Source organism: Saccharothrix sp. DSM 118769 (assembly GCF_052936295.1).
Window position 1 is genome coordinate 5379488 of record NZ_CP193627.1, and the last position, 25067, is coordinate 5404554.

Sequence of the window (25067 nt, forward strand, 5' to 3'; positions counted from 1 at the left end):
TCCCCGCCAGGTCCCGCTCAGCCGCCGCCCGGCCCCCCGCCCGGTACCCGCCCGGTACCCGCTCAGTCCCGCTCGACCAGGTGACCGACCACGTCCGGACCCGGGTGCGCGTGCCCCGACCCGTCCCGCCGCTCGTCCACCTCCGGCAGCTCCACCGGCGACCCGTTGCGCGCCGCACCCGCCGGACGCGGACCCACCCACGCCAGCACCAGGCCCGCCTCGCCCTTCAGGAACCGCTGCGCCCGCACACCACCCGTCGCCCGGCCCTTCGCCGGGTACACCGAGAACGGCGTCACCTTCACGCTCTGCCCCGACGACGTCACCACCATCGGCTCACCGTGCTCGTCGTCGTCCGTCCGCACCGCCCCGAAGAACACCACGTGCGCGTCCGACCCCAGGTTGATGCCCGCCATGCCGCCACCCCTGAGCCCCTGCGGCCGCACCAGCGACGCCGAGTACCGCAGCAGCGACGCCTCCGACGACACGAACACCAGCGTCTCGTCCGGCCCGCCCAACCACGACGCGCCGACCACCTCGTCACCCTCCTTCAGGGTGATCACCTCGAACTCGTCCGACCGCACCGGCCACTCCGGCGAGCACACCTTCACCGTGCCCATCCGCGTGCCCAGCGCCAACCCCGGCGAATCCCCGGCCACCAGCGGCGCGATGCCGACGACCCGCTCACCCTTGTCCAGGGCCACCAGCTCGCTCGCCGCCATGCCGCCGCTCAACGACAGCGTGCCCCCCTGCTCCGGCAGCACCGGCAGCGGCAGCACGTCCGTCTTGAACGCCCGACCCCGGTTCGTCACCAGCAGCACCTGACCGCGCGCCGTCGTGTGCACCGTCGCCGCCACCGCGTCGTGCTTCACCCGACCCCTGCGCCGCCGCGCCTCCGACGACTCCTCCGACTCCGCCGCCGTCCGCGCCACCAGCCCCGTCGCCGACAGCACCACCTGGCACGGGTCGTCCGCGACCTCCAGCGGCCCGGCCGGCTTCGACGCCGCCAGCACCTCCTTCAGATCGCCGTCCAGCAACGTCGTCCGCCGCTCCTGCGCCAGGTCCTTCGCGACCTGGCCCAGCTCCTTCGACACCACCCGCCGCAGCACCGCCGGGTCGTCCAGGATCTTCGACAGCTCCGCGATCTCCGCGCGCAGCCGCTCCTGCTCCGCCTCCAGCTCCAGCGAGTCGTACCGGGTCAACCGGCGCAACGGCGTGTCCAGGATGTAGTTCGCCTGGATCTCGCTCAGCTTGAACCGCGACACCAACCCCTCGCGGGCCGCCGCCGCGTTCTCGCTACCGCGGATCAGCTTGATCACCTTGTCGATGTCCAGCAGCGCCTTCAACAGGCCCTCGACCAGGTGCAACCGGTCCTCGCGCCGACGCCGCCGGTACCGCGTGCGCCGCGTGACCACCTCGTACCGGTGCTTGAGGAACACGTCCAGCAGCGCCTTGAGCCCCAACGTCCGCGGCTGCCCGTCCACCAGCACCAGGTTGTTGATGCCGAACGACTGCTCCATCGGCGTGAGCCGGTACAGGTCCGCCAGCAGCGCCTGCGGGTTCACCCCGACCTTGCACTCGATCACCACCCGGACGCCGTTCTCCCGGTCGGTCAGGTCCTTCACGTCCGAGATCCCGGTGAGCCGCTTCGACTTGGTCACCTCGTCGGTGATCTTCTCGATGATCTTCTCCGGACCCACCCCGTACGGCAGCTCGGTGATCGTGATCGCCTGCCGCCCCCGGCTGCCCTCCAGCAACCCGGTCTCCACCTTGGCCCGCATCCGCACCACACCGCGACCGGTCTCGTACGCCTTGCGCACCTCGTCCAGCCCCAGCAGCACACCACCCGTGGGCAGGTCGGGACCGGGGATGAACCCCATCAGCTCGTCCAACGTGGCATCCGGGTGCGTGACCAGGTGCCGCGCCGCCGCCACGACCTCGCCCAGGTTGTGCGGGATCATGTTCGTCGCCATCCCGACCGCGATCCCCGACGTGCCGTTGACCAGCAGGTTCGGGAACGCGGCGGGCAGGACGGACGGTTCCTCGAGCGACCCGTCGTAGTTGGGCCGGAAGTCGACGGTCTCCTCGTCCAACTCCCCGACCAGCAACATCGCGGCGGGCGACATGCGGGCTTCCGTGTTGTGGTTGACGAACCCACCCGCGAGGAACGAGTGGTCCTCCGAGCGCACGCGCACCGAGTACACCTCGGCCGGTGCGCACGCCTCCACCTCGGTCACCGGCTCGAACCGGTAGCCCGAGTCCATGATCGGCAGGATCGTCGCCAGGACCTCGGTGTCCTTGATCCGGTCGATGATCCGCAGCCGCTCGGTCTCCCAGCGCTCGACGCGGTCGAAGTTGTGCTTCGTCAGCCACTTCCGACCACTGCCCCGCCGGTCGAAGTCCACCGCACCGCGGACGTAGTCGGCCACGAACGGCACGCTGTCGGCGCTCAGCCGGTGCGGCGACACCGGCGAGTGCCGGAGCAGCGCCTGGAGCTTCGCCTGCTTGGTCCTGAGGAAGCCGACCCGCTCCGCGAACGCGCGGACGTTGCGCAGACCGGACACCACCAGGCGGTGCTCCACCGAGCCGTTGGGCCTCGTGTACGGGCGGCGGGCGGCGATGACCCCGAACTCGGCCAGGAGTTCCTGCATCTCCCGGGCCAGCCGGGCGCTGTACGTCGAGTACTGGACCGTGAAGCTGTTGTCCGCTTCGCGGCAGCCGCCGTCACCCTCGAAAGCGGCCATCAGGAATGCGCGCTTGACGCCCCAACCGCCGTTCCAGACGAATTCCGGGACGAACTTGTCCCGCGCCTGGTGGCCGATGAACTCCGCGAGCGGGCTGGCGCGGAAAGCGTCCATGCCACCCGCGAAGTCCTGGACGTCCAATTCCCGGATGAGCTTCCGATCCCGACGGGTCTGCCTCTCCGACACGTACCGCTGCCCGCCGACCACCTGGTCGTAGGCGTGCAGCACCTCCGCGAAGAAGTGCTCGTCGGTGTTGTTGAAACCGGCACGCCTCTCGTTCGCGAACCCCTCCGACACCCATGCGCCGGCGAGGACACCGAGCAGGTACTCACGCGCGGTGGGAACGACCTGGGACCACGCGTTCCTCGCCACGGCCACGACCGCGCCCGGCTGCAGCTCGTCCAGTCGCCGCCACTGGAACAGCGGCACCCCCACCGGGGCTTCCAGGCACAGGACCAGGTGGTTCTCGCTACCGCGCAGCGAGAAACCCGACTTGGTGGTCATCCGAACGGTCGGGTGGACACCCGAGTTGAACACCTTGTCGACCTGAACCGCCTTCCCGTCCTTGTCCAACACCTCGAAATCGGCGTCGGCCTCGGAGTCGGCGGCCAGGGAGACCACGTCGGCGATGCGCGGGCTCGAACCGTCGGCAAGACGGATGCGCGTATCGCCGACAACGCAGTAACGGCTCGCCGCCGGTCCGTCGTCCGGACTCCCAAAATTACCGTGCCCGTCGACCAACGGCGTGTTCAGGGAAAAGTCCTGAGCGAGCCGCACCATCGCGTCGTAAATAGCCGTGTCGCCGTGCGGGTGGTACTTGCCCATGCAGTCGCCCACGACCCGCGACGACTTCACGTAGGGGCTGTTCGGGCGGTACCCCTGCTCGTTCATCGAGAAGAGGATGCGCCGGTGCACGGGCTTGAGGCCGTCGCGCGCGTCGGGCAGGGCGCGGGAGTGGATGACCGAGTAGGCGTACTCCAGGTACGAGTCCTCGATCTCGGTGGTCAGGGAGTTGTCGAAGACCTGCGCGCCCGCGCGGTCGAAGGCGGACGGGTCGACCCTCGTCACCGGGGTCTTGCGGCGTGCCATGGTCGGTCGTTCCCTCGTGTTCAGACGTCGATCGCGGACTGGTCGACCCGGGCGGCCGATTCGACGAGCCACGCCCGGCGCGGCTCGACCTTCTCGCCCATCAACAGCTCCAGCGCGGCTTCGGCGGCCTCCGCGTCGTGCATGGTGATGCGGCGCACCGACCTCGTGGCCGGGTTCATCGTGGTGTCCCACAGCTCGTCGGCGTCCATCTCGCCGAGGCCCTTGAACCGGGGCACCGGCTTGACGACGGTCTTGCCCGCCTTCTCCAGCCGGGCGACCTTCTGCTCCATCTCGCGCTGGCTGAAGGTGAAGTGGGTCTCCGGGTTGCGGCCCTTCGTCATCACCTTGTGCAGCGGGGGCATGGCGGCGTAGAGCCGGCCGTCCTCGATCACGGGCCGCATGTACTTGGCGAACAGCGTGATGAGCAGGGTGCGGATGTGCGAGCCGTCGACGTCCGCGTCGGCCATGAGGATGACGCGGCCGTAGCGCATGGTCGTCAGGTCGAAGGTGCGGCCGGTGCCGGCGCCGAGGACCTGGACGATGGAGGCGATCTCGGCGTTGCGCAGGGTGTCGGCGAGGCTGGCCTTCTGCACGTTGAGGATCTTGCCGCGCAGCGGCAGCAGGGCCTGGTACTCGGAGACGCGGGCCATGCGGGCCGAGCCGAGGGCGCTGTCGCCTTCCACCAGGAATAGTTCGCTTCGCGAAACACCTGTGGTGCGGCAGTCGACGAGCTTGGGCGGCATCGCGGCGCCTTCGAGGGCGGTCTTGCGGCGCGCGGCGTCCTTTTGCTGCTTCTGGGTGAGGCGGACCCGGGAGGCGTCGACGACCTTCTGGAGGACGATCTTGGCCTCGCCCTTGGTGCGGCGGTCCTCGGTCCACGCCTTGAGGTGCTTCTCGACGATGCCGAGGGCGACGCGGGTGATGCCGGCGGTGGAGAGCTCGTCCTTGGTCTGGGACGTGAACTGGGGTTCGGGGATGCGCACGTGGACGACGGCGGTCATGCCCTCCAGCACGTCGTCGAGGGTGGGCGGGTCCTCCTTGGGCTTGAGGAGGCCGCGGGTCTTGCCGATGGCCTCCTGCACGGCCTTGAGGACGGCGCGCTCGAAGCCGCGGCGGTGGGTGCCGCCGTGGACGTTGCGGATGGTGTTGGTGAAGCACTCGACGGTGCGTTCGTAGCCGGTGCCCCAGCGCAGGGCGATCTCGACCTCGGCGTGGCGCTCGACCTTGGAGCGCATGACGCCGTTCTCGTCGGCGGCGTTCTCGTGGTAGACGCCGGTGCCGGTGATGAGCAGGGTGCCGGAGACGGGCTTGTCGTTGGCGGGTGCGAGGAAGTCGACCATGTCGGCGAGGCCGCCGGGGAAGTGGAACGTCTCCTCGGTCTTGGTCTCGCCGGTGTGGTCGTGCAGCACGTAGGTGACGCCGGGGACGAGGAACGCGGTGTTGCGGAGCTTGGTGCGGACGGCGTCGACGTCGAGCTTCGCGCCGTTCTCGAAGTAGCGGGCGTCGTACCAGTAGCGGGTGGACGTGCCGGTCTTCCTCGTGCGGCCGGTGACGCGGAGGCCGGATTCGCGGGTGAAGGCCGCGTCGGGGCCGGGGCCGTCGAAGACGCCGGGGACGCCGTGGGCGAAGGACATCTCGTGGGTCTTGCCCTCGCGGCGGACGACGACGTCGTAGCGGAGCGAGAGGGCGTTGACGGCGGAGGCGCCGACGCCGTGCAGGCCGCCGGAGGTCTTGTAGCCGGAGCCGCCGAACTTGCCGCCGGCGTGCAGGCGGGTGAGGACGAGTTCGACGCCGGAGAGGCCGGACTTGGCGTGGGTGCCGGTGGGGATGCCGCGGCCGTCGTCGTCGACCTGGACGCTGCCGTCCTGGTGGAGGGTGACGACGATCTTGGTGGCGTGACCGGCGACTCCCTCGTCCGTGGAGTTGTCGACCACCTCGGTGAACAGGTGGTTGATGCCCCTGCTGTCGGTGGAGCCGATGTACATGCCGGGCCGCTTGCGAACCGCTTCCAGACCTTCGAGGTGGGTCAGGTCGTCGGCCCCGTACAGGATCTCAGCGGTCACCGGGTCGTTCTCCCCAGGTCGTGGCGTGCGTGGAGCGGTTCACGGTAGTGGAGGGTAACCGCCTGGTCCGACATTGTTCGGCCGACCGACGGGGAAAAGCGCGGTTCGGTGTTCGAATCGGTGTTCGAATGCCTGTTCGGGTACGTGGCGTGGGCGGTTCGTGACGCGGTGCGAGTGGTGCACGTCACTCCCGGTCGAGACGGGGGTCCACTGTGGACGAGCACACTGGGCGAGCTGCCACGGGCGGCTTCACCCGTTCCGGGTAGGGTGCGGGTCTCGGTCGAGTAACGCCTGGAGGGCGCCCGAATGTTCCGACGTGCCGCGCCGAAGGAGACGACCCCGCCGGTGGAGCAGGTCGTCGAACCGGAGTTCGAGCCGGTGGCGGCCGTGAGCACACCCCCTCCCCCGCCGCCCGCGCAGTTCTCGGCGGTGTTCTCGGGCGCGGCGCTGGTGGTGGGTCCGCCCGGCGGGGCGAGCCAGCAGGCGGTGGCGCTGGGTCGTGGCCTGCCGGTGGACCGGGGGCGGACGGTGGTCGTGGTCGACCCGCCGCACGGTGACGAGGCGGGGTTCTGGCCGGCGGTGGCGGCGGCGCTGCAGGGACGGGGCCCGGTGCGGTTGATGTCGTCGCACTCGGGGTCGATGCGCCCGACGGCGCCCGCGCAGTGGCTGGCCGAGCAGCTCCAGGCTGAGGTGGTGGCGCCGGACGGCGCGGTGACGACGGTGCCGGGCGCGGCGTTCGTGGCGGGTGCGGGCGGGTACGGGTGCTGGCTGCGGTTCCTGCCGGGCGCGTCGCCGGTGCCGATGGGCAGGCGGTTCCCGGTGCCGCAGTGGGAGGCGGTGGACCCGAACGCGCCGTGGCCGACGGGCGAGGTGGGGGTGTCGGAGCCGATCCCGGCGGGGTTGTGGCTGCGGGCGCAGCGCGCGCCGTTCGACCTCGCCTCGCCGGACGCGCGGTCCGTGGTGGGGCTGCCGTGCCGGGACAACGTGCTGACGGTCGTGGTGGGCGGTCCGGGTCAGCCGCCGATCCCGACCGAGGAGGTGTGCCGGCTGCTGGGCGGGTTGTCGGCGGCGGCGCGGTCGCGGGTGCGGCTGGTCTGGTACGGCGGCGACCACCAGGGTCAGGCGGTGGCCGACGAGCTGGGCGAGCCGGTGTCGCTCTACACGGGCCTGCCGGTGGGTGCGCTGCGGACCGGCGCGGCGGTGGTGGCGGTGAACCCGCGCGGGCAGCAGACGTGGCGGCCGTACGTGACGGAGGTGCGGTACGCGCCGGGCGGCCAGCCGGTGGTGGCGGGCTACCGGCCGCCGGTGCCGGGGCTGGTGGAGCGCGGCCCGGGGGTGTTCGACCTGGGTGGCGGGGTGTACCTGGAGGTCGTGCCGTCGGGGTTGTGGGTGCGCGACGCGGAGGACATCAGCGCCGAGGTGCGGGCGTTGCCGGTGGACCCGGAGTGGGCGCGGTTGACGGTCGGCACGCCGGGGCGCACGACGGCGGGCGCGGTGGCGGTGGCGGGCGCGTCGCTGGTGGAGCGGTTGGAGCCGGAGGTGCGCCGGCTGCTGAGGGTGGTGTTCTGCGACCCGACGCCGCTGCCCCGGCCGCCGGTGGCCGAGGAGGAGCCGGCGCCGGTGGTGCCGGACGAGCCGGTGCCGCTGAGCGTGGACGGCCCGCTGGGCGACTCGCCCGCGCCGGTGTGGGGCGAGCGGCAGGGCGACGAGGTCGTGCCGCCGGACCACCGCAGCACCGAGCAGGAGCGGGACGCGTTGCGCCGGATGCTGGGCGAGCGGTACGGGGAGCACGCGGCGGTGGCGTGCCGGCACATCGCGGAGCGGCCGGAGGACGCGGAGGCGTTCGAGGCGGTGGTGACGGACCTGGCGGCGGTGTCGGCGTGCCTCCAGCAGGACGAGGAGATCGTCACCGAGGCGTTGCGGCTGGGTCGGCTGGGCAGGTTGTGGCCGTACGCGGCGGGCGTGGTGTCGGGGTTGCGGCGGCTGCCGGCGCACCAGGGTGTGACGGTGTGCTGGGGTGAGGCGCGGCAGTACCGGACGGGTGACGTGCTGGTGGAGCACGGGGTGCTGAGCACGGTGGCGGGGCCGACGGTGCCGGTCGACGGGCGGGTGGAGTTCCTGCTGTGGTCGGTGACGGGGCGGCGGGTGTCGGTGGTGGACTCGTTCGGCAGCCTGGTGCAGGAGCGGGTGGTGTTCCCGCCGGGCACGGCGTTCAAGGTGCTCGCGGTGGCGGAGGCGGAGGAGTCCGCGCCGATGCAGGTGATGCTCCAGGAGGTCGTGGGCAGGCACCACGAGCTGCCGCCGGGCGTGCTGGGCGCGTTGGAGCGCGCGGCGGTGGCGTTGCGCAACCAGGCGCGGGCGCACGCCTGAACGCAGGACTCATGGGTCGCGAGCGCAGGACTCACCGGTCCTGAGCGTAGGACTCACCGGGCCTGAGCGTAGGACTCGCCGGGCCTGAGCGTTGGACTCTCGGGGGCTGGGGGTTGGGCTCTCGGGTCAGTAGGCGTGGGCGCGGGCGGCGTGGTGGGCGGCCGGGGGGCCGGCGGCGGCGGGGTGGGCGATGCGGTTCGGGTCGCCGTCCGAGGTGTAGCGCGAGGCGGGGGCGGCGGCCAGCTTGTCGAGCCAGGCTGTCGAGCCGTACTCGGCTTCCTGGCCGGCGGCGTCCTGGGACCTGATGCGCGGGGTGGCCAGGGGGTCGAAGTCGGCGGCGAAGGGCGACGGGGCCGGGTTCGAGCCGACCAGCAGCACGCAGGCGTGGTCGTAGGACGCGCCGTCGAAGGCGCCGCGCGCGGCCAGGGCGGCGTTCGCGGGTTCGGCGCCGAAGGGCAGGGCGAGGCTGGTCACGGCGAGGCCGGGCACGGCGCGCTGGATCTCGCGCTGGCCCAGGGCGATGGCCTGCTGCACGCCGGCGTCGTCGGCGCCGGCCAGGTTGGTGTGGGTCTGGGTGTGGTTGCCGATCTCGAAGCCGTGGTCGCGCAGCCAGGGCAGGACGCCGCCGCCGTCGGTCGAGCCGAACGGGGCGGCGTTGACGTAGAGGCTCGCGACGGGGCGGAAGCCGGGGTTGCGGGCGGCGACGTCGAGCAGGATCGCGACCGCGGTGCCGGGGGCGGGCTGTCCGTCCGGGCCGAGCGCGAACTGGGTGGGGTCGCCGTCGTCGAAGGTCAGCACGACGGGGTGCTTGCCGGCCGGGAGGTCGATCCGCCCGGTGGCGTACTCGGTGGTGGTGACCGGCACGTAGTCCTCGGCGGCCAGCCGCTCCAGCTCGGCCCGGTACGCCGCCGGGGTGCGGTCGTAGACGGAGGTGGGCTGGTCGGTGAGCCGGTGGTACATCAGCACCGGCACCTGGCCCAGCTCGTTGGCGCCGACCGAGGCGGGGTCGGGCGGGGGCGCGGCGGACGACGGGGTCCGGGCGGTCGGTTCGGCGGACGGGGCGGGGGCGAGCTGCGCGGGCGCCTGGGCCGGGTCCTGCCCGCAGGCGGCGCACAGGGCGGCGACGAGGGCGAGCGCGACCCTCTTGGACGACGTGTTCACACCACGATGGTTGCGCCGATCGGACCAGCGCGGACGGGTGATCACACCATCGGATGACCTTCGGTTTGATCTTGGCCGGACCGGTAAGTCGCAGGTGGTCCCAGTCGTGCCGAGATCGGAGCCGCATCGATGCCCGAGACGCCCCGCAAGATGAAGCGAGTCCTCATACCGGCGGTCGGCGTGGTGGTCCTGCTGCTGGTGGCGGGCGTCGTCACCACGATCGTGCAAGGCCGCGGCGCGGGTCTCGCGGTGGCCGACCTGGCCGACGGGTCGGTTCTCACTCCTTCGGGTGTCGAGCGCGTGTCCATCACGACCGCGGACCCCGGTGGGCTCGATCGTGTCACCGTGCAGGTGGACGGGAAGCCGGTCGAGCTCCAGCGGGCCGATGGGCGCATGACGCTGACCGGGGTGGAGTTGGCCGAGGGTGAGCACACCCTGGAGGTGCGGGCGGCGAACCCGCTGCCGTGGATGCCCGACGCGGCGGTGGAGCACGCCTTCACCGTGGACGGCACGCCGCCGGCGCTGACCGTGGACTCGGTGGAGGCGTCCTCGCCGCGCGGCCCGGTGGTGGTGAAGGGCGCGGCGGACGGCGCGGAGACGGTGCTGGTCGGCGACCAGCGGGTGCCGGTGCGCGACGGCCGGTTCGAGGCGTCGCTGGCGGCGGTGCCCGCGACCGTGCGGGTCGAGGCGGGTGACGCGGCGGGCAACACGCGGAGCGCGGACGTGCCGGTGACGGTGACCCACCCCGGTATGCGCGCGGTGCACATGAGCGCGCTGGCGTGGGCGTCGGCCGACCTGCGCGAACCGGTGCTGGCGCTGGCCCGCGAGAAGCGCATCGACACCGTGCAGCTCGACGTGAAGGACGAGAGCGGCGAGATCGGGTACGACTCGCAGGTGCCGCTGGCCCGGCAGGTGGGCGCGAACAAGAACTACTACGACGCCCGCGCGGTGCTCGACGAGCTGCACGGCCTGGGCCTGCGCGTGGTCGGCCGGCTGGTGGCGTTCCGCGACCCGGTGCTCGGCAAGGCGTCGTGGGAGTCCGGGGCGCGCGACCGCGTCGCCCAGAACACCTCCGGCGCGCCCTGGTCGGCGCACTACGGCGAGTACGCGTTCACCAACTTCGCCAACGCCGAGGTGCGCGACTACAACACGGCCATCGCGAAGGAGGCCGCCGAGCTGGGCTTCGACGACGTCCTCTACGACTACGTGCGCCGGCCGGACGGCCCGCTGGGCCAGATGTCGTTCCCCGGCCTGACCACCACGCCCGAGCAGTCGATAGCGGACTTCCTGCGGGACAACCGCGAGGTGCTGCGCCCGCTGGGCGCCTACCTGGGCGCGTCGGTGTTCGGCATCGCCGCGCACAGCGGCACCGACATCGCGCAGGACATCCCGGTCATCGCGAAGCACGTCGACTACGTCGCGCCGATGGTCTACCCGTCGCACTGGGGCCCCGGCGAGTACGGGGTGGCCAACCCGAACGCCCAGCCCTACGAGATCGTCAAGGCGTCGGTCGCGGACTTCGTGCGGCTGACCGGGGGCACGGGGGCGTCGGTGGTCCCCTGGTTGCAGGCGTTCTCCCTGGGCCACCACTACGGGCCGGGCGAGGTGCAGGCGCAGGTGACGGCGTCGCGGGACGCGGGCGTGCCGTCGTTCCTGCTGTGGAACGCGGCGTGCAGGTACGACGCGGCGGGGTTGGCGCCCGCATGAGGCCGCTGCCGCTGCTGCCCTACGTGACCGGGTTGTGCCTGGCCGTCGCGACGCTGGCGGTGCTGGACGCCGGCGCGGCGTCGCGGACCACCAGGGTCGAGTGGCCCAGCGCGGGGGTGGTGCCCAAGCCGACGCGGCCGACGTCGGGCACCCTGGTGGACACCGCGCGGGTCGACGCGCTGCGCACCACCGACGCCGACCTGCCGGGCGGCCCGCCGTTCCCGCAGCGGGGCGCGGACACGTTCCGCGTCGTGCCGGGCACGCTGGGCCCGGCGGGCGGCGTCGAGTACTCGGTGGAGGTCGAGGACGGGGTGGAGCTGCCGCACGGCGACGACTCGTTCGCCGCCGTGGTCGACCTGGCGCTGCTGCACCCGCGCGGGTGGCGGGGGCGCGGGCACGCCTTCCGCCGGGTCGACAGCGGCGAGCCCGCGCTGACGGTCCGGCTGACCTCGCAGGCCACGGCGCGCGCCCGGTGCGGGTTCGAGCTGCCCTACGACACGTCGTGCCGGTCCGGGTCGGTGGTGTACCTGAGCGCGGCGCGCTGGTTCCGGGGCGCGCACGCGTTCGGCCGCGACCTGCGGGCCTACCGGTTCTACGCGGTCAACCACGAGGTCGGGCACTTCCTGGGGCTCGGGCACGAGGTGTGCCCGGTCGACGGCGGCCCGGCGCCGCTGATGATGCAGCAGACGCTGAGCACCGCGAACGACGAGCTGGCGGCGATCGTCCACGGCACCGACCAGGGCGTGGCGGTCGTGGCGGACGGGAAGGCGTGCACGGCGAACCCGTGGCCCTAGTCCTCCCGACGCCACCGCCGCCCGACGCCACAGCCGCCCGGCGCCACAGCCCTCCGGCGCCACCGCCGCACGGGTCGGCACCCGCACGGCGGTGGCTCGCGGGTCACCCGGTGGCGGCCTGCGCGGCCCGCTGCCCGGCGACCAGGTCGCGGTACCAGTGGAAGCTCGCGCGCGGGGTGCGGACGAGGGTCTCGTAGTCCACGTGGACCAGCCCGAAGCGGGGCTTGTAGCCGTGCGCCCACTCGAAGTTGTCCAGGAACGACCACACGAAGTAGCCGCGCAGGTCCACGCCCGCGTCGGCCGCGTCGCGGGCCGCGGCGAGGTGGGAGCGCAGGAACTCGATGCGCTCCTGGTCGACGAAGCCGGGGTTGTCGGGGTACACGCACCCGTTCTCGGTGACGTACACCGGCGGCAGGGCCGGGTAGCGCTCCTTGAGCCCGACGAGGGTGTCGGTGAGGCCGTGCGGTTCGACGGGCCAGTTCATCGCGGTGCGCGGCACGTCGGGCAGCCGCGTGGTGTCGATGCCGATGTCGATGGACGTGCGGGTGGCCGGGTCCGGGTCGCGGTGCGGCGCGTCGGCCACGTGCTGCCGGTAGTAGTAGTTGATGCCCACGTAGTCCAGCGGCTGCCCGATCAGCTCCAGGTCGCCGTCGAGGCGGAAGGAGGCGTCGGTGACCCCGGCGAAGGTCTCCGCGTAGTCCTCCGGGTACTTCCCGCCGAAGAGCGGGTCGGTGAACTGGCGGCGCAGCAGCAGGTCGTGCCGGCGGGCGGCGGCCACGTCGGCGTCCGAGTCGGTGACCGGCACCGACGGGGACTGGTTGAGCACGATGCCGAACTCGTGATCGGGCTTGGTCTCGCGCAGCGCCCGCACGGCGAGGCCGTGGGCGACCAGCAGGTGGTGGGCGGCGGCGAGCGAGCCGTGGCCCTCCCGGGCGCCGGGCGCGTGCCTGCCCTCGCCGTAGCCGACGATCGAGGACACGTACGGCTCGTTGAACGTCGTCCACTTCGACACCCGGTCGCCCAGCGCGTCCTGCACGACGAGGGCGTAGTCGGCGAACCTCAGCGCGGTGTCGCGGGAGCGCCAGCCGCCCAGCTCCTCCAGGGCCTGCGGCAGGTCCCAGTGGTAGAGGGTGAGGAACGGCTCGATGCCGCGCGCGAGCAGCCCGTCGACGAGCCGGGAGTAGAAGTCCAGGCCGCGCGGCTCGACGGCGCCCGCGCCGGTGGGCAGCACCCGCGACCAGGACACCGAGAAGCGGTAGGCGTCCACGCCCAGCTCGCCGAGCAGCGCCACGTCCTCGGGCATCCGGTGGTAGTGGTCGCACGCCACGGCGCCGGTGTCGCCGCCCGCCACGGCGCCGGGCACCTCGGCGAACGCGTCCCAGATGGACGGTCCTCTCCCGTCGGCGTCCGCCGCTCCCTCGATCTGGTACGAGGAAGTGGCGACGCCCCAGCGGAACCCTCGGGGGAAGTCGGTCATCAGCCTTTCAGCGCTCCTTGCATGATCCCGCCGACGATCTGCCGGCCGAACAGGAGGAACACCGCGAGCACCGGCAGGGTGCCGATCGTCGCCGCGGTGAGCACGAGTGTGTAGTCGGTGGTGTACCCGCTGGCCAGGGTGGACAGCGCGGTCTGCACGGTGGGGTTCTCCGGGGTGAGCACCACCAGCGGCCAGAAGAAGTCGTTCCACGCCTGCATGAACGTGAACAGGCCGAGGACGGCGGCGGCCGGGCGGGCGGCGGGCAGCACGACGTGCCAGTACAGGCGGATCGAGCTGCACCCGTCCATCCGGCCGGCCTCCAGCAGCTCGTCGGGCACGGCCCGCTCGAAGTACTGGCGCATGAAGAACACGCCGAACGCGGTGACCAGGCCGGGCACGATGACCGCGTGGATCTCCCCCGCCCAGCCGAAATCGCTCATCATCATGTAGAGCGGGATGACGCCGAGCTCCGTCGGCACGGCCTGGGTGGCGACCACCAGCAGCATCAGCGCCGAGCGGCCGCGGAAGCGGAGCTTGGCGAAGGCGAAGCCGGCGAGCGTGGAGAAGAACACCACGGACAGCGTGATCGTCCCGGAGACCACGATGGAGTTCCACAGCGCCAGGGCGAAGTCGGACTGGTCGAACACGCGGGCGATGTTGGCGAACAGGTTGCCGCCGGGCACCAGCACCGGCGGCACGCTGTCGACCTTGTCGGGTGTCTGGGAGGACACCACGAGCGACCAGTACACCGGGAACGCGGACCCGGCGATCACCGCGATGAGCGCCGCGTAGGTCCACGGTCCGGGCAGCCGCACCGCGCGCTTGCGCCTGGCGGGCGGTGGTGCGACCGGGGCCGGCCGGTCGAGCAGGCTGGTCATGGGTCGTCGCCTTTCAGTCGGTGCGGATGCGGCGCGCGGCGAGGTAGCTCAGGCCCGTGATGGCGATCGTGGCGACCAGCAGCAGCCAGGCGATGGCCGAGGCGTAGCCGAAGTCGAACTTCGCGAAGCCCTGCTCGTAGAGGTAGAGCGCGGCGGTCTGGAACTGCCGGTCCGACCCGCCGGTCGCCGCGGCGGCGCCCGGGTTGAACAGCAGCGGTTCGGCCAGCAGCCGCATGTTGCCCGCGGTGGCGATCACCGTGGAGAAGATGATCTGCGGGCGGAGCATGGGCACGGTGATGCGCCAGAACTGCTGCCACGCGTTCGCGCCGTCCAGCCGGGCCGCCTCGTACACGCTCGACGGGATGGCCTGCATGGACGCCAGGAAGATCAGCGCGTGGTAGCCGGTCCAGCGCCACACCACCATCGCGGCGATGGCGGTGTGCGAGGAGCCGGTGCCGGCCTGCCAGTCGACCCGGCCGGCACCGAACAGCTCCAGCCCCCAGTTGATCAGGCCGAAGTCGCGGCCGAACAGCTGGGCGAAGATGATCGTCACCGCCGCCACCGAGGTGATGTTCGGCAGCAGCACGCCCATCCGGAAGAACGTCCGGCCGCGCAGCCGCCGGTTGAGCAGCTGCGCGATGCCGAGCGCGAACAGGATCTGCGGAACGGTGGTGAACAGCCACAGGCTGAGCGTGTTGCCCATCGCGTTCCAGAAGTACGGGTCCGCGGTCAGCAGCTGGACGTAGTTGTCCAGCCCGATGAACGTCGCCGAGTCGCCGTCGAGCAGGTTGCGGTCCTGCATCGACACCCAGGCGGTGTAGAGCAGCGGGAACAGCCCGAACACCGCGAACAGCAGGAAGTACGGCGCGATGTAGGCGTACGGCGCGTACCGGGTGTCCCAGCGGTGGCGGCGTTCCCGCCAGTCCGGCTTCGCCATGTCAGCCTTCGAGCTTCTTCGCGTCGGTGACGAACTGCTGCCAGGACTCGTCGGCGCTCTGCTTGCCCTGCTCGACGCGCTGCATGGCGTTGCCCAGCTCGGTCTGGATGTCGCCGGCCTTCGGGCCCTGGTACTGGGGCTTGAGGGCGCGGGCGGCGGCGGTGAACACGGCGCCGACCGGGGCGTTGTTGAAGAACGGGTCGCTGTACTGGCCCACGGACTGCTCGCTGAGCGCCTTCGTGGTGGAGGGCAGCAGGTTGTTGCTGGCGAACACCTTGGCCTGCTGCTCGGGCGCGGTCAGCCACTCGGCCAGCGCCAGGGCCTTGTCGGTGTTCTTGCCCTGCTTGGGCACGGTCAGGTAGGAGCCGCCCCAGTTGCCGCCGCCGCCGGGCACGGTGGCGAGGTCCCACTTGCCGGAGGTCTCCGGCGCCTGGTCCTTGATCTTGGCCATCTGCCAGGCGGGGCAGATCACGGTGGCGAACTGGCTCTGCTTGAAGCCGGTGTTCCACTGCGGCGTGCTGTAGAGCAGGCCCGCGGACAGGCCGTCGGCGACGCCCTGCGCGACGAGGTTCCAGCCGTTCTTGATGTCCTCGTTGTCGCCGACGACGATCTTGTCGTCCTTGTCGTAGTAGCCGGTCGGGGCCTGGCCGACGATGGCGTTGAGCAGCGACGGGCCGCCGTCGAACCACTTGGTGCCCTGCGGCGCCCTCGCCTGGAACTCGCGGCCCTTGGCCATGAAGGACTCCCAGTCCGGCCACAGCGCCGAGACGGCGTCGCGGTCGGCGGGCAGGCCGGCGGCCTCCAGCAGGTCGCGGCGGTAGCAGATGGCCAGGCCGCCGATGTCGGTGCCGTAGCCGATCTGCTTGCCGTCCTTGGACAGCGACGCCGCCCACTTCCAGTCCAGCCAGCGGTCCTTGAGCGTGTCGGGCAGCTGGACGAACCGGTCCGGGGTGGCCTTGAACTGGTTGATGTAGCCGGAGTCGATGGCCTCGACGTCGGCCGCGCCGTTGTTGGTGGCCAGGTGGGCGGCGAGGTTCTTGTGGTGGTCGGAGTAGGAGGCGGTGCGGTCGGTGATGTCGACGTCCGGGTGCGCCTTCTCGTACTCCTCGAACAGCTGCTGGTAGCCGAAGTTGCCGAAGAGGCCGACGGTGATCCGCGTCTTGCCGTCGCCCGCCCCGCCTCCGCAGGCCGTCACCAGTGATGCGGCCAGCAGGCCGACGCCCACCAGGGTCCCGGCTCGTCTCATTTCGAGGTTCCCTTTCCGTTTTTCGTGCACGCCGGACACGCGTAGGGTCGATCCGGGGGTTTCCGGCGAATTCGACCGGGATCGTCCACCCGGCCGGTGTGCAGTACATGACAGCCCCGCCCCACGACACCGTCAAGTAACGAAGCGATAACCTGACCGTTTCAGGCGCTCGGCGTTTTCGCAGGTGGTACGGTGTCCAGGCTGGTCAGGCGCGGCTCCCCGAGGGTCTGTAAGCGGTTACAAAGAAAGGGCGGGAGATGACCACGATCCGTGAGATCGCCCAGCTGTGCGGCGTGTCCGTGGCGACCGTTTCACGTGTTTTCAACCAGCCCCTGACGGTGAGCAAGGAAAAGCGCGAAGTGGTCGAGCGGGTGGCCCGCGAGCTGGACTACCGCCCCAACGAGTCGGCCCGCGCGCTGGCCACCAAGAAGTCCGGGCTGATCGGCCTGGTGTGGGACACCGACCACCGGCGTCCCGGCTGGCGGCACCCGTACCTCCAGGAGCTGCTGATCGGCCTGAAGTCCGCGCTCAGCGCGCACGGCTACCACCTGCTGATGCTGGCCACCAGCGGGTCGGCGGCGCTGCGCGCGGTCGGCGCGTCGCTGGCCGACCCGGTCGCCTACGTGAACATGACCCGCCGGCACAGCCTGGGCGGGCTGGTGCTCATCGACAGCGGGTCCGACGCGCCCGCGTTCGCCGCGTTCGCCCAGTCCGGGCTGCCGTGCGTCGCGGTCGACGTGGCCGTGGAGGGGCCGCGCGCCACCTTCGTCACCTCCGACAACGTCGGCGGCGCGCACCTGGCCGTGCGGCACCTGGTCGCCGCCGGGCACCGCCGGATCGCCACCATCACCGGGCCGCGCGCCAACCGGCCGGCCGCGGACCGGCTCGCCGGGTTCCGCGCCGCGATGGCCGAGGCCGGGCTGGGGGTGCCGGACGACCACGTCGCGGAGGGCGACTTCTACCGCCCCAGTGGCCAGGCGGCGATGCGGTCGCTGATCGCCCTGCCCGAACCGCCGACGGCGGTGTTCTGCGCGAGCGACGAGATGGCCGTGGGCGCACTGCTCGCCGCCCGCCACGCCGGGCTGCGGGTGCCCGAGGACGTGGCCGTGGTCGGGTTCGACGACATCGAGCTGGCCGCGCTGGTCGACCCGCCGCTGACCACCCTCGCGCAGGACAAGGCCGGCATCGGGGTGGCCGCCGCGCGCGCCGTGCTGACCATGGTCCACGACGGCGCGACGCCGCCGCCCGCGTTCCTGCCGACGAAGCTGGTGGTGCGCTCCTCCAGCCGGTGACGCGGCCGTCGAACGGGCCCGTCGAACGCGTCGCGAACGCACAATCGAATCCGTCGAACAAGCTCACGTATGTGAATTCCCCAGCTCACATACGTGAACCCCGGCGAACCGTTGACACGCTGAAAACGACCGCTTACGGTGCGGAAGGGAAAGCCTTTTTCCCGGACCCCTGGAATTCCTTTCGGTAAAGGACAACCATGCGCACAACACCGGCGTTGAAGCGCGCCCTGCCCGTCTTGGCCGTCCTCGGCGCGACCGTCGTCGCCCCGGCTCCCGCGCTCGCCGCGGGCCCGGCGGACGGCTTCGCGTCCGTCAACGCCCTGGGCCAGAACGGCACCACCGGCGGTGCGGGCGGAGCGACCGTCACGGCGACCACCACGGCGCAGTTCCTCGACTACATCAAGCGCCCCGAACCATTGACCGTGCAGGTCAGGGGCACGATCACGTTACCGACGGGCACCACCGACGGGATGCACCCGGTGGCCTCGGACAAGACGATCATCGGTCTGGGCAGCGACGCGAGGCTCTCCGGCGGCGGCCTCGACATCGGCCTGCCGGTCGACGACGACGTCACCGGCCCGCCCGCGAACGCCGTGCACAACATCATCATCCGCAACCTGTCGATCACCGGCGCGACCGACGACCTGATCAACGTGCAGATGTTCAGCCACCACATCTGGATCGACCACAACGACTTCTCCAACGGCGACGACGGCGCGGTCGACATCAAGCGCGGATCGGATTTCGTCACGGTCTCCTGGAACAGGTTCCACGACCACGACAAAACGCTCCTGCTCGGCCACGACGACGACAACGCGGCCCAGGACGTCGGCCGCCTGCGGGTGACCTACCACCACAACTACTTCGACGGCTCCGACCAGCGCAACCCCCGCGTCCGGTTCGGCGAGTCGGTGCACGTCTACAACAACTACTACCGCGACAACAGCTACGGCGTGGCCTCGGCGATGAACGCGGGCGTGGTGCTGGAGGGCAACTACTTCTACAGCGTCAACAACCCCGGCCGGGTCGACTTCAGCGGCGACCTGGGCCGCATGGTGCAGCGCGACAACATCCTCGTCGACTGCAACCACGAGATCGAGACCCGCGGCACCGTCGTGGAGCCCCGCACCTACTACGCCTACACCCTGCACCGCGCCGCCGAGGTGCCCACCGTCGTGCCCGCCGGCGCGGGCGTCGGCAGGATCTGAGAGGACCGGCCATGAGCCCCATCAGCAGGCGCGGCCTCCTCGCGGGCGCCGCCGCCACCGCCCTGACCGCCGTCGCCGCCCGACCGGCCTCCGCCGGGGCCGCGCGCCCCGCGACCACCACCACCCCGGTGTGGGCCGCGCCGTTCGCCACCGCCGACGGCTTCGCGGGCACGAACCTGCTCGGCCAGAACGGCACCACCGGCGGTGTCGGCGGACCGGTCGTGACCGTGCGGGACACCGAGTCGTTCCTCGACTACTGCGACCGCAACGAGCCGTACGTCATCCAGGTCGACGGGATCATGCGGTTCAGCAGCAAGCACGCCCTGCGGTCCAACAAGACCGTCATCGGCCTGCCCGGCGCGGAGATCCAGGGCGGCGGGCTGGACATGTACCGCCGGCAGAACGTGATCATCCGGAACCTGAAGTTCTCCGGCGCGGACGACGACGCGATCAGCATCCAGCAGTCCTCGCACCACATCTGGATCGACCACTGCGACCTCAGCGGCGGCCAGGACGGCCTGATCGACATCGTGCGCGGCGCGGACCTGATCACCGTGTCGTGGTGCCACTTCCACGACCACAGCAAGACCGCGCTGCTGGGCCACTCCGACTCCAACGCGGGCCCGGACACCGGCAAGCTGCGCACCACGTTCCACCACAACTACTTCGACCGCACCGCGCAGCGCCACCCGCGCGTGCGCTTCGGCGAACCGATCCACGTCTACAACAACTACTTCCGCGACAACACCCTCTACGGCGTGGCGTCCACCGAGAACGCGGGCGTGCTGGTCGAGGCGAACTACTTCCAGAACGTGCCGCACCCGATCTACGTGGGCTACGACGAGAGCGGCCCCGGCCGCGTCGTCGAGCGCGGCAACGTCTACGCCAACTCCGGCACCCCGCAGACCGCGGGCACCGTCGTGGAGCCCCGCACCTACTACTCCTACACGCCCGACAACCCCGCGAGCCTGCCGAGCACGGTGCCCGCCGGCGCCGGCGTGGGCCGGATCTGAGAGGGACGACCATGAGCCCGCTGAACCGCCGGCACCTGCTCGCCGGCACCGCGCTCGCCGCCGCCGCGGCAGCACTCCCCCGCACCGCGCTGGCCCACCCGTCGGCGCTCGCCCACCCGTCGGCGTCGGCACACCCGTCGGTCCTCGCCACCGCCGACGGCTTCGCCTCGGTCAACGCCCTGGGCCAGAACGGCACCACCGGCGGCGCGGGCGGCCAGGCCGTCACCGTGACCTCCGGTGACGCGCTGGCCGACTACGTGGGCCGCAAGGAGCCGTACGTGATCTCCGTGTCCGGGCGGCTCTCCGTGGACGACATGATCACCGTGGTGGCCAACAAGACGATCATCGGCGTCGGCTCCACCGCCGAGATCACCGGCGGCGGCCTGCAACTGGGCTCCACCACCCGACCGGGCAACAACGTGATCATCCGCAACCTGCGGTTCACCGGCGCCTCGGACGACTCGATCAGCGTCACCAACAAGGCCCACCACGTGTGGATCGACCACTGCGACCTGTCCGACGGCTACGACGGGCTGCTGGACGTCAAGCGGGAGTCCGACTACGTCACCGTGTCGTGGAACCACTTCCACGACCACAGCAAGGCGGCGCTGCTCGGCCACTCCGACAGCTACACCGCCGACCGGGGCAAGCTGCGCGTCACCTACCACCACAACTTCTTCGACCGCACCGACCAGCGCCACCCGCGCGTGCGGTTCGGCGAGCCCGTGCACGTCTACAACAACTACTACCGGGGCAACGCGCTCTACGGGGTGGCCTCCACCGAGGACGCGGGCGTGCTGGTGGAGAACAACTACTTCGAGAACGTGGCCCGCCCGGTCCTGTCCGGTTACGACAAGAGCGGCCCGGGGCGGGTGGTCGAGCGCGGCAACCTCTACGTCGGGTCCGGTGTGCCGCAGACCCTGGGCACCGTGGTCGAGCCCCGCACCTACTACGCGTACGCGCCCGACCCCGCGTCCGCCGTGCCGGGTCTGGTCACGGCGGGCGCCGGGGTCGGGCGCGTGTAGGGACGGCTCAGTAGTCGTCGGCCGCCTGACCGCGGCCCACGGCCTCGGCCCGGATCTCGTCCTCCCGCGACAGCGTGTCCGGATCGGCCCTGACCAGCTCCTCCGGCTGGTCGAGCTGCTCCAGGGTGGCGCCGTCGCCGTCCTGCGACACCCCCTCGGCGTCGAGGCTCACCACGTCCTCGTCGGCCTGGTCGACCGGCTCGCCCGCGGGTTCGCCCGCGGGCGGGTCCGCCGTCACGTCCGGCTGCTCCTCGGCGAGCCGGTCGTCGAGCGGCCTGGGGTGGGACTCCTCGTACGGCGTCATGCCGTACTTGGTCACGCCCGACCAGTTCTCGGGCGGGTCCATGCCCGCTTCCAGCGGGTCCTTCCTGATCCGGTCCTCGTCGAGGCTCTCGGAGGCGCTCAGGGCGGCCCCGTCGTCCTCGGACGCGGTCGTGTCGTCGGCGGGCGCGTAGCCCGACAGGTCTTCCGAGCTCATGTCCACGGTGTACCCGTTCGGGCAAGGTCGAACCGCTCAACCACCCCCGCCGGTGGCCCCCGTGTCGCGGTCGGTCGGGGCCAGGTACTTCTCGGTGGTGGGGTCGACGCCCACCCCGCCCCGGCGCTTGGTCACCGAGTAGTGCGACTCCTCGCGCATCCGCTCGACCATGTGCGGGTAGTGCAGCTCGAACGCCGGGCGCTCGCTGCGGATGGGCGGCAGCTCGGTGAAGTTGTGCCTGGGCGGCGGGCACGACGTCGCCCATTCGAGGGAGTTGCCGAAGCCCCAGGGGTCGTCGCGCCCCGCGACCTCGCCGAAGCGGTAGCTGCGGAAGACGTTGTGGACGAACGGCAGCGTGGACGCCCCCAGGACGAACGCCGCCACCGTGGAGACGGTGTTGAGCGCGGTGAACTCGTCGCTGGGCAGGTAGTCGGCGTAGCGGCGCGGGAAGCCCTGGTTGCCGAGCCAGTGGTGGACCAGGAAGGTGCCGTGGAAGCCGAGGAACGTCAGCCAGAAGTGCAGCTTGCCCAGCGGCTCGTCCATCATCCGCCCGGTCCACTTGGGGAACCAGAAGTAGATGCCCGCGTAGGTGGCGAACACGATCGTGCCGAACAGCACGTAGTGGAAGTGCGCCACCACGAAGTACGTGTCGTGCACGTGGAAGTCGATCGGCGGCGAGGCCAGCAGGATGCCGGACAGGCCGCCGAACAGGAACGTCACCAGGAAGCCGACGCTGAACAGCATCGGCGTCTCGAACGTCAGCTGCCCCTTCCACATCGTCCCGATCCAGTTGAAGAACTTGATGCCGGTCGGGATCGCGATGATGAACGTGCTGGCCGAGAAGAACAGCAGCAGCACCGCGCCGGTGGCGTACATGTGGTGCGCCCACACGATCACCGAGTACAGCGCGATGGCGATCGTGGCGTAGACCAGTCCCTTGTAGCCGAACAGGGGTTTCCGGCTGAACACGGGCAGGATCTCGGACACGATGCCGAAGAACGGCAGCGCGACGATGTAGACCTCGGGGTGGCCGAAGAACCAGAACAGGTGCTGCCACAGGATCACGCCGCCGTTGGCCGGGTCGAACACGTGCGCGCCGAAGTGGCGGTCGGCCAGCAGGCCCAGCAGGGCCGCGGTGAGGATCGGGAACGCCACCAGCACCAGGATCGAGGTGATCAGGATGTTCCAGGTGAAGATCGGCATCCGGAACATCGTCATGCCCGGTGCGCGCAGGCAGACCACGGTGGTGATCATGTTGACCCCGCCGAGGATCGTGCCCAGACCACCGACGACCAGGCCGGAGATCCACAGGTCGGCCCCCACGCCCGGCGAGTGGATCGCGGTGGACAGCGGTGTGTACGCGGTCCACCCGAAGTCCGGCGCGCCCGCCGGGGTGAGGAAGCTGCTGACCGTGATCAGCCCACCGAACAGGTACAGCCAGTAGGCGAACGCGTTGAGCCGGGGGAACGCCACGTCCGGCGCGCCGATCTGGAGCGGCAGGACGTAGTTGGCGAACCCGAACACGATCGGGGTGGCGTAGAGCAGCAGCATCACCGTGCCGTGCATGGTGAACAGCTGGTTGTACTGCTCGTTGGACAGGAACTGCATCCCCGGCCGGGCCAGCTCACCGCGCATCAGCAGCGCCATCAGCCCGCCGGCCAGGAAGAACATGAACGACGTGACCAGGTACATCAGGCCGATCAGCTTGTGGTCGGTGGTGCGGAACAGGCGCAGCAGCGCCGACCCCTTGCGGCCTCGGCCGGCGGGGGTGGCGATCGGTACCGGGGTCGGCTTCAACGCGGTCATCGCACGTCCCTCACGGTCGGAAGACGGCCCGCAGGCAGTCGTCCTCCTTGTCCTTGAACAGCTGGTAGCCGCGCGCGCCCTCGTCGAGCGGCATCACGTGGGTGCCCAGGTGGGTGGTGCTCAGCTCGCCCGAGGCGATCCGGTCGAGCAGCATCGGGATGTAGCGCTGCCCGTGCTGCTGCGCGCCGCGCAGGGTGAGGCCCTTGTTCATCACGGCACCGAGCGGGAACTTGTCGACCAGGCCGCTGAAGACGCCCAGCACGAACACCGAGCCGCCCTTGCGGCAGGCGTGGATCGCCTCGCGCACCGCGATCGGCCGGTCGGTCTCCAGCTTCAGCTTGCTCTTGACCTGGTCGTACACGTGCTGCGGCCCGTAGCTGTGCGCCTCGCAGCCCACGGCCTCGATGCACACGTCCGGTCCCCGGCCGCCCGTCATCTCCCGCAGCGCCGCGCCGACGTCGGTGTCGCGGTAGTTCAGCGTCTCCACGCCGAACACGCGTTCGGCCTGCTTCAGCCGGTAGTCGAACCGGTCGACGACCACGACGCGCTCCGCGCCGAGCAGCTGGGCCGCCCTCGCGGCCATCTGGCCGACCGCGCCGCTCCCCCACACGGCGACCACGTCGCCGGGGCCGACGCCGCCGAGGTGCGCGCCCATCCACCCGGTCGGGGCGGAGTCGGAGGCGAACACGGCGCTCAGGTCGTCCACGCCTTCCGGGACCGGGATGGCGGTGTGGTCGGCGAACGGCACGCGCACGTACTCGGCGTGGCTGCCCTTGAACCCGCCCATGGCGTGCGAGTAGCCGAAGACGCCGCCCGGGTCGGCGCCCCACAGGGCCTGCGTGATGCCCGGGTTGGTGTTGGTGTTGTCGCACAGCGACCACTGGTCGTTGCGGCAGTACCAGCACCGGCCGCAGCCGATGAAGGAGGCGACGACCACCCGGTCGCCCACCTCGTGCCGCGTCACCCCCGGGCCGACCTCGACGACCTCGCCCATGAACTCGTGGCCGATGACGTCGCCCGCCTCCATGAACGGGATGTGCCCGGTCAGCAGGTGCAGGTCGGAGCCGCACACGGTGCTCAGCCCGACCTTGAGGATCAGGTCCTCGTCGTTCTGGATGACCGGGTCCGGCACGTTCTGCACCCGGACGTCGTTGACGCCCTCCCAGCACAGCGCTTTCACAGCCTGCCCTCCCCCTTGGACCTGCGCACGACCGCCTGGAGCACCTTGCCCGCCGGACCCGGGTGGGCCGAGGGCCGCGCGTCCGGCTCGACCACGGTCCCCGTCTCCAGCAGCGACTTGGCCTTCCGCAGCGCCAGGCGCAGGTCCTCCCGCGACACGGCGTCGCCGCGCGGCTGGGCCATCACCTCGGTGCCCCGGTCGCCGGGGGCCGGGCGGAACCGGAGCTCGACCCGCTCGCGCAGCCGCTCCAGCGGCTCGGGCAGCCGCTCCGGGCCCGCCACGTCGGTCATCGGCCGGTCCACGGTCACCGCCAGCCAGTGCTCGGCGCGGTTGCCGTGCGCCGTGCGGCGGCGGGCCACCGCACGGCACGCGAACGCCGCCGCCGCACCGGCGCCGCCCAGCACGAACGTCCTGGCCCTCCCGTTCACGCGTCCTCATCGGGCGAGTCGCCCGGTGCCCGCTCGGACACCTCCACCTCGGTCTCCGTCAGCGGCGCGCCGCTGTTCTCCTCGGCCGCGCCGCGCTCCACGCGCTCGTCGTCGTCCCGTGGTGCGGTCATCGCTTCCTCCTCGTGCCGGTGGGTGGGCGCTGGGTTGCCTGGT

At 71.4% G+C, this 25067-nt stretch carries 19 protein-coding genes; 7 read left to right on the top strand and 12 right to left on the bottom strand.

The genetic code is table 11. The annotated features are described in order from the left end of the window. Window positions 1-62: 62 nt before the first annotated feature. Window positions 63-3830 (bottom strand): DNA gyrase subunit A, encoded by a 3768-nt coding sequence (locus tag ACRAKJ_RS23020; protein ID WP_438923727.1) that lies wholly within the window; start codon window positions 3828-3830, stop codon window positions 63-65. A gap of 20 nt (window positions 3831-3850) precedes the next feature. Continuing rightward, window positions 3851-5893 (bottom strand): toprim domain-containing protein, encoded by a 2043-nt coding sequence (locus tag ACRAKJ_RS23025; protein ID WP_438923728.1) that lies wholly within the window; start codon window positions 5891-5893, stop codon window positions 3851-3853. Window positions 5894-6199: 306 nt separating this feature from the next. Between ACRAKJ_RS23025 and ACRAKJ_RS23030 the strand changes: the two genes are divergently transcribed. After that, complete coding sequence (locus ACRAKJ_RS23030; protein ID WP_438923729.1) at window positions 6200-8263, top strand: hypothetical protein; 2064 nt, start codon at window positions 6200-6202, stop codon at window positions 8261-8263. 126 nt (window positions 8264-8389) lie between these two features. On the opposite strand, the gene ACRAKJ_RS23035 is transcribed toward ACRAKJ_RS23030, so the two are convergent. Next, window positions 8390-9424, bottom strand: coding sequence for a polysaccharide deacetylase family protein (locus ACRAKJ_RS23035; RefSeq protein ID WP_438923730.1), 1035 nt, complete (start codon window positions 9422-9424; stop codon window positions 8390-8392). 150 nt (window positions 9425-9574) lie between these two features. Here ACRAKJ_RS23035 and ACRAKJ_RS23040 point away from each other — a divergent pair, with 150 nt between their 5' ends. Beyond that, window positions 9575-11131, top strand: coding sequence for a putative glycoside hydrolase (locus ACRAKJ_RS23040; RefSeq protein ID WP_438923731.1), 1557 nt, complete (start codon window positions 9575-9577; stop codon window positions 11129-11131). Further along, a complete protein-coding gene (locus ACRAKJ_RS23045) occupies window positions 11128-11925 on the top strand; it encodes a DUF3152 domain-containing protein (protein ID WP_438923732.1) in 798 nt (265 codons plus the stop codon). The genes ACRAKJ_RS23040 and ACRAKJ_RS23045 overlap by 4 nt, the downstream gene beginning before the upstream one ends. A gap of 103 nt (window positions 11926-12028) precedes the next feature. On the opposite strand, the gene ACRAKJ_RS23050 is transcribed toward ACRAKJ_RS23045, so the two are convergent. Genes ACRAKJ_RS23050 through ACRAKJ_RS23065 form a run of 4 tightly spaced genes read right to left on the bottom strand, consistent with a single transcriptional unit; the run spans window position 12029 to window position 16463 of the window. Next, a complete protein-coding gene (locus ACRAKJ_RS23050; RefSeq protein WP_438923733.1) occupies window positions 12029-13402 on the bottom strand; it encodes a GH1 family beta-glucosidase in 1374 nt (457 codons plus the stop codon). Then, the gene (locus ACRAKJ_RS23055; RefSeq protein ID WP_438923734.1) at window positions 13402-14280 is read right to left on the bottom strand and encodes an ABC transporter permease subunit; all 879 of its coding nucleotides are present in this window, start codon (window positions 14278-14280) and stop codon (window positions 13402-13404) included. Before ACRAKJ_RS23055 ends, ACRAKJ_RS23050 begins: the two co-directional genes overlap by 1 nt. A 13-nt stretch (window positions 14281-14293) precedes the next feature. Then, window positions 14294-15217, bottom strand: a complete 924-nt coding sequence (locus tag ACRAKJ_RS23060) for an ABC transporter permease subunit (protein WP_438923735.1) — start codon at window positions 15215-15217, stop codon at window positions 14294-14296. Window position 15218: 1 nt separating this feature from the next. Next, window positions 15219-16463 (bottom strand): extracellular solute-binding protein, encoded by a 1245-nt coding sequence (locus tag ACRAKJ_RS23065; RefSeq protein WP_438923736.1) that lies wholly within the window; start codon window positions 16461-16463, stop codon window positions 15219-15221. A gap of 257 nt (window positions 16464-16720) precedes the next feature. On the opposite strand from ACRAKJ_RS23065, the gene ACRAKJ_RS23070 reads away from it, so the two are divergent. The 4 genes from ACRAKJ_RS23070 (at window position 16721) to ACRAKJ_RS23085 (ending at window position 21001) form a co-directional block, all read left to right on the top strand. Then, window positions 16721-17755 (top strand): substrate-binding domain-containing protein, encoded by a 1035-nt coding sequence (locus ACRAKJ_RS23070; RefSeq protein ID WP_438923737.1) that lies wholly within the window; start codon window positions 16721-16723, stop codon window positions 17753-17755. A 197-nt stretch (window positions 17756-17952) separates the two neighbouring features. After that, window positions 17953-18963: a pectate lyase family protein gene (locus ACRAKJ_RS23075; RefSeq protein ID WP_438923738.1), complete on the top strand. Its 1011-nt coding sequence runs from the start codon at window positions 17953-17955 to the stop codon at window positions 18961-18963. A gap of 11 nt (window positions 18964-18974) precedes the next feature. Next, a complete protein-coding gene (locus ACRAKJ_RS23080) occupies window positions 18975-19976 on the top strand; it encodes a pectate lyase family protein (protein ID WP_438923739.1) in 1002 nt (333 codons plus the stop codon). An 11-nt stretch (window positions 19977-19987) separates the two neighbouring features. Next, entirely contained in the window at window positions 19988-21001 is a 1014-nt protein-coding gene (locus ACRAKJ_RS23085; protein WP_438923740.1) for a pectate lyase family protein, read from the top strand. Between the two features lie 7 nt (window positions 21002-21008). Here the strand turns inward: ACRAKJ_RS23085 and ACRAKJ_RS23090 are convergent, their stop codons facing one another. Genes ACRAKJ_RS23090 through ACRAKJ_RS23110 form a run of 5 tightly spaced genes read right to left on the bottom strand, consistent with a single transcriptional unit; the run spans window position 21009 to window position 25024 of the window. Then, window positions 21009-21479 (bottom strand): hypothetical protein, encoded by a 471-nt coding sequence (locus tag ACRAKJ_RS23090; RefSeq protein ID WP_438923741.1) that lies wholly within the window; start codon window positions 21477-21479, stop codon window positions 21009-21011. Window positions 21480-21515: 36 nt separating this feature from the next. Further along, window positions 21516-23285 (bottom strand): aa3-type cytochrome oxidase subunit I, encoded by a 1770-nt coding sequence (gene ctaD / locus ACRAKJ_RS23095; protein WP_438923742.1) that lies wholly within the window; start codon window positions 23283-23285, stop codon window positions 21516-21518. Between the two features lie 10 nt (window positions 23286-23295). Further along, a complete protein-coding gene (locus ACRAKJ_RS23100) occupies window positions 23296-24465 on the bottom strand; it encodes an alcohol dehydrogenase catalytic domain-containing protein (protein ID WP_438923743.1) in 1170 nt (389 codons plus the stop codon). Beyond that, complete coding sequence (locus tag ACRAKJ_RS23105; RefSeq protein ID WP_438923744.1) at window positions 24462-24893, bottom strand: hypothetical protein; 432 nt, start codon at window positions 24891-24893, stop codon at window positions 24462-24464. The genes ACRAKJ_RS23100 and ACRAKJ_RS23105 overlap by 4 nt, the downstream gene beginning before the upstream one ends. After that, window positions 24890-25024 (bottom strand): hypothetical protein, encoded by a 135-nt coding sequence (locus tag ACRAKJ_RS23110; protein WP_438923745.1) that lies wholly within the window; start codon window positions 25022-25024, stop codon window positions 24890-24892. The genes ACRAKJ_RS23105 and ACRAKJ_RS23110 overlap by 4 nt, the downstream gene beginning before the upstream one ends. Window positions 25025-25067 lie beyond the last annotated feature (43 nt).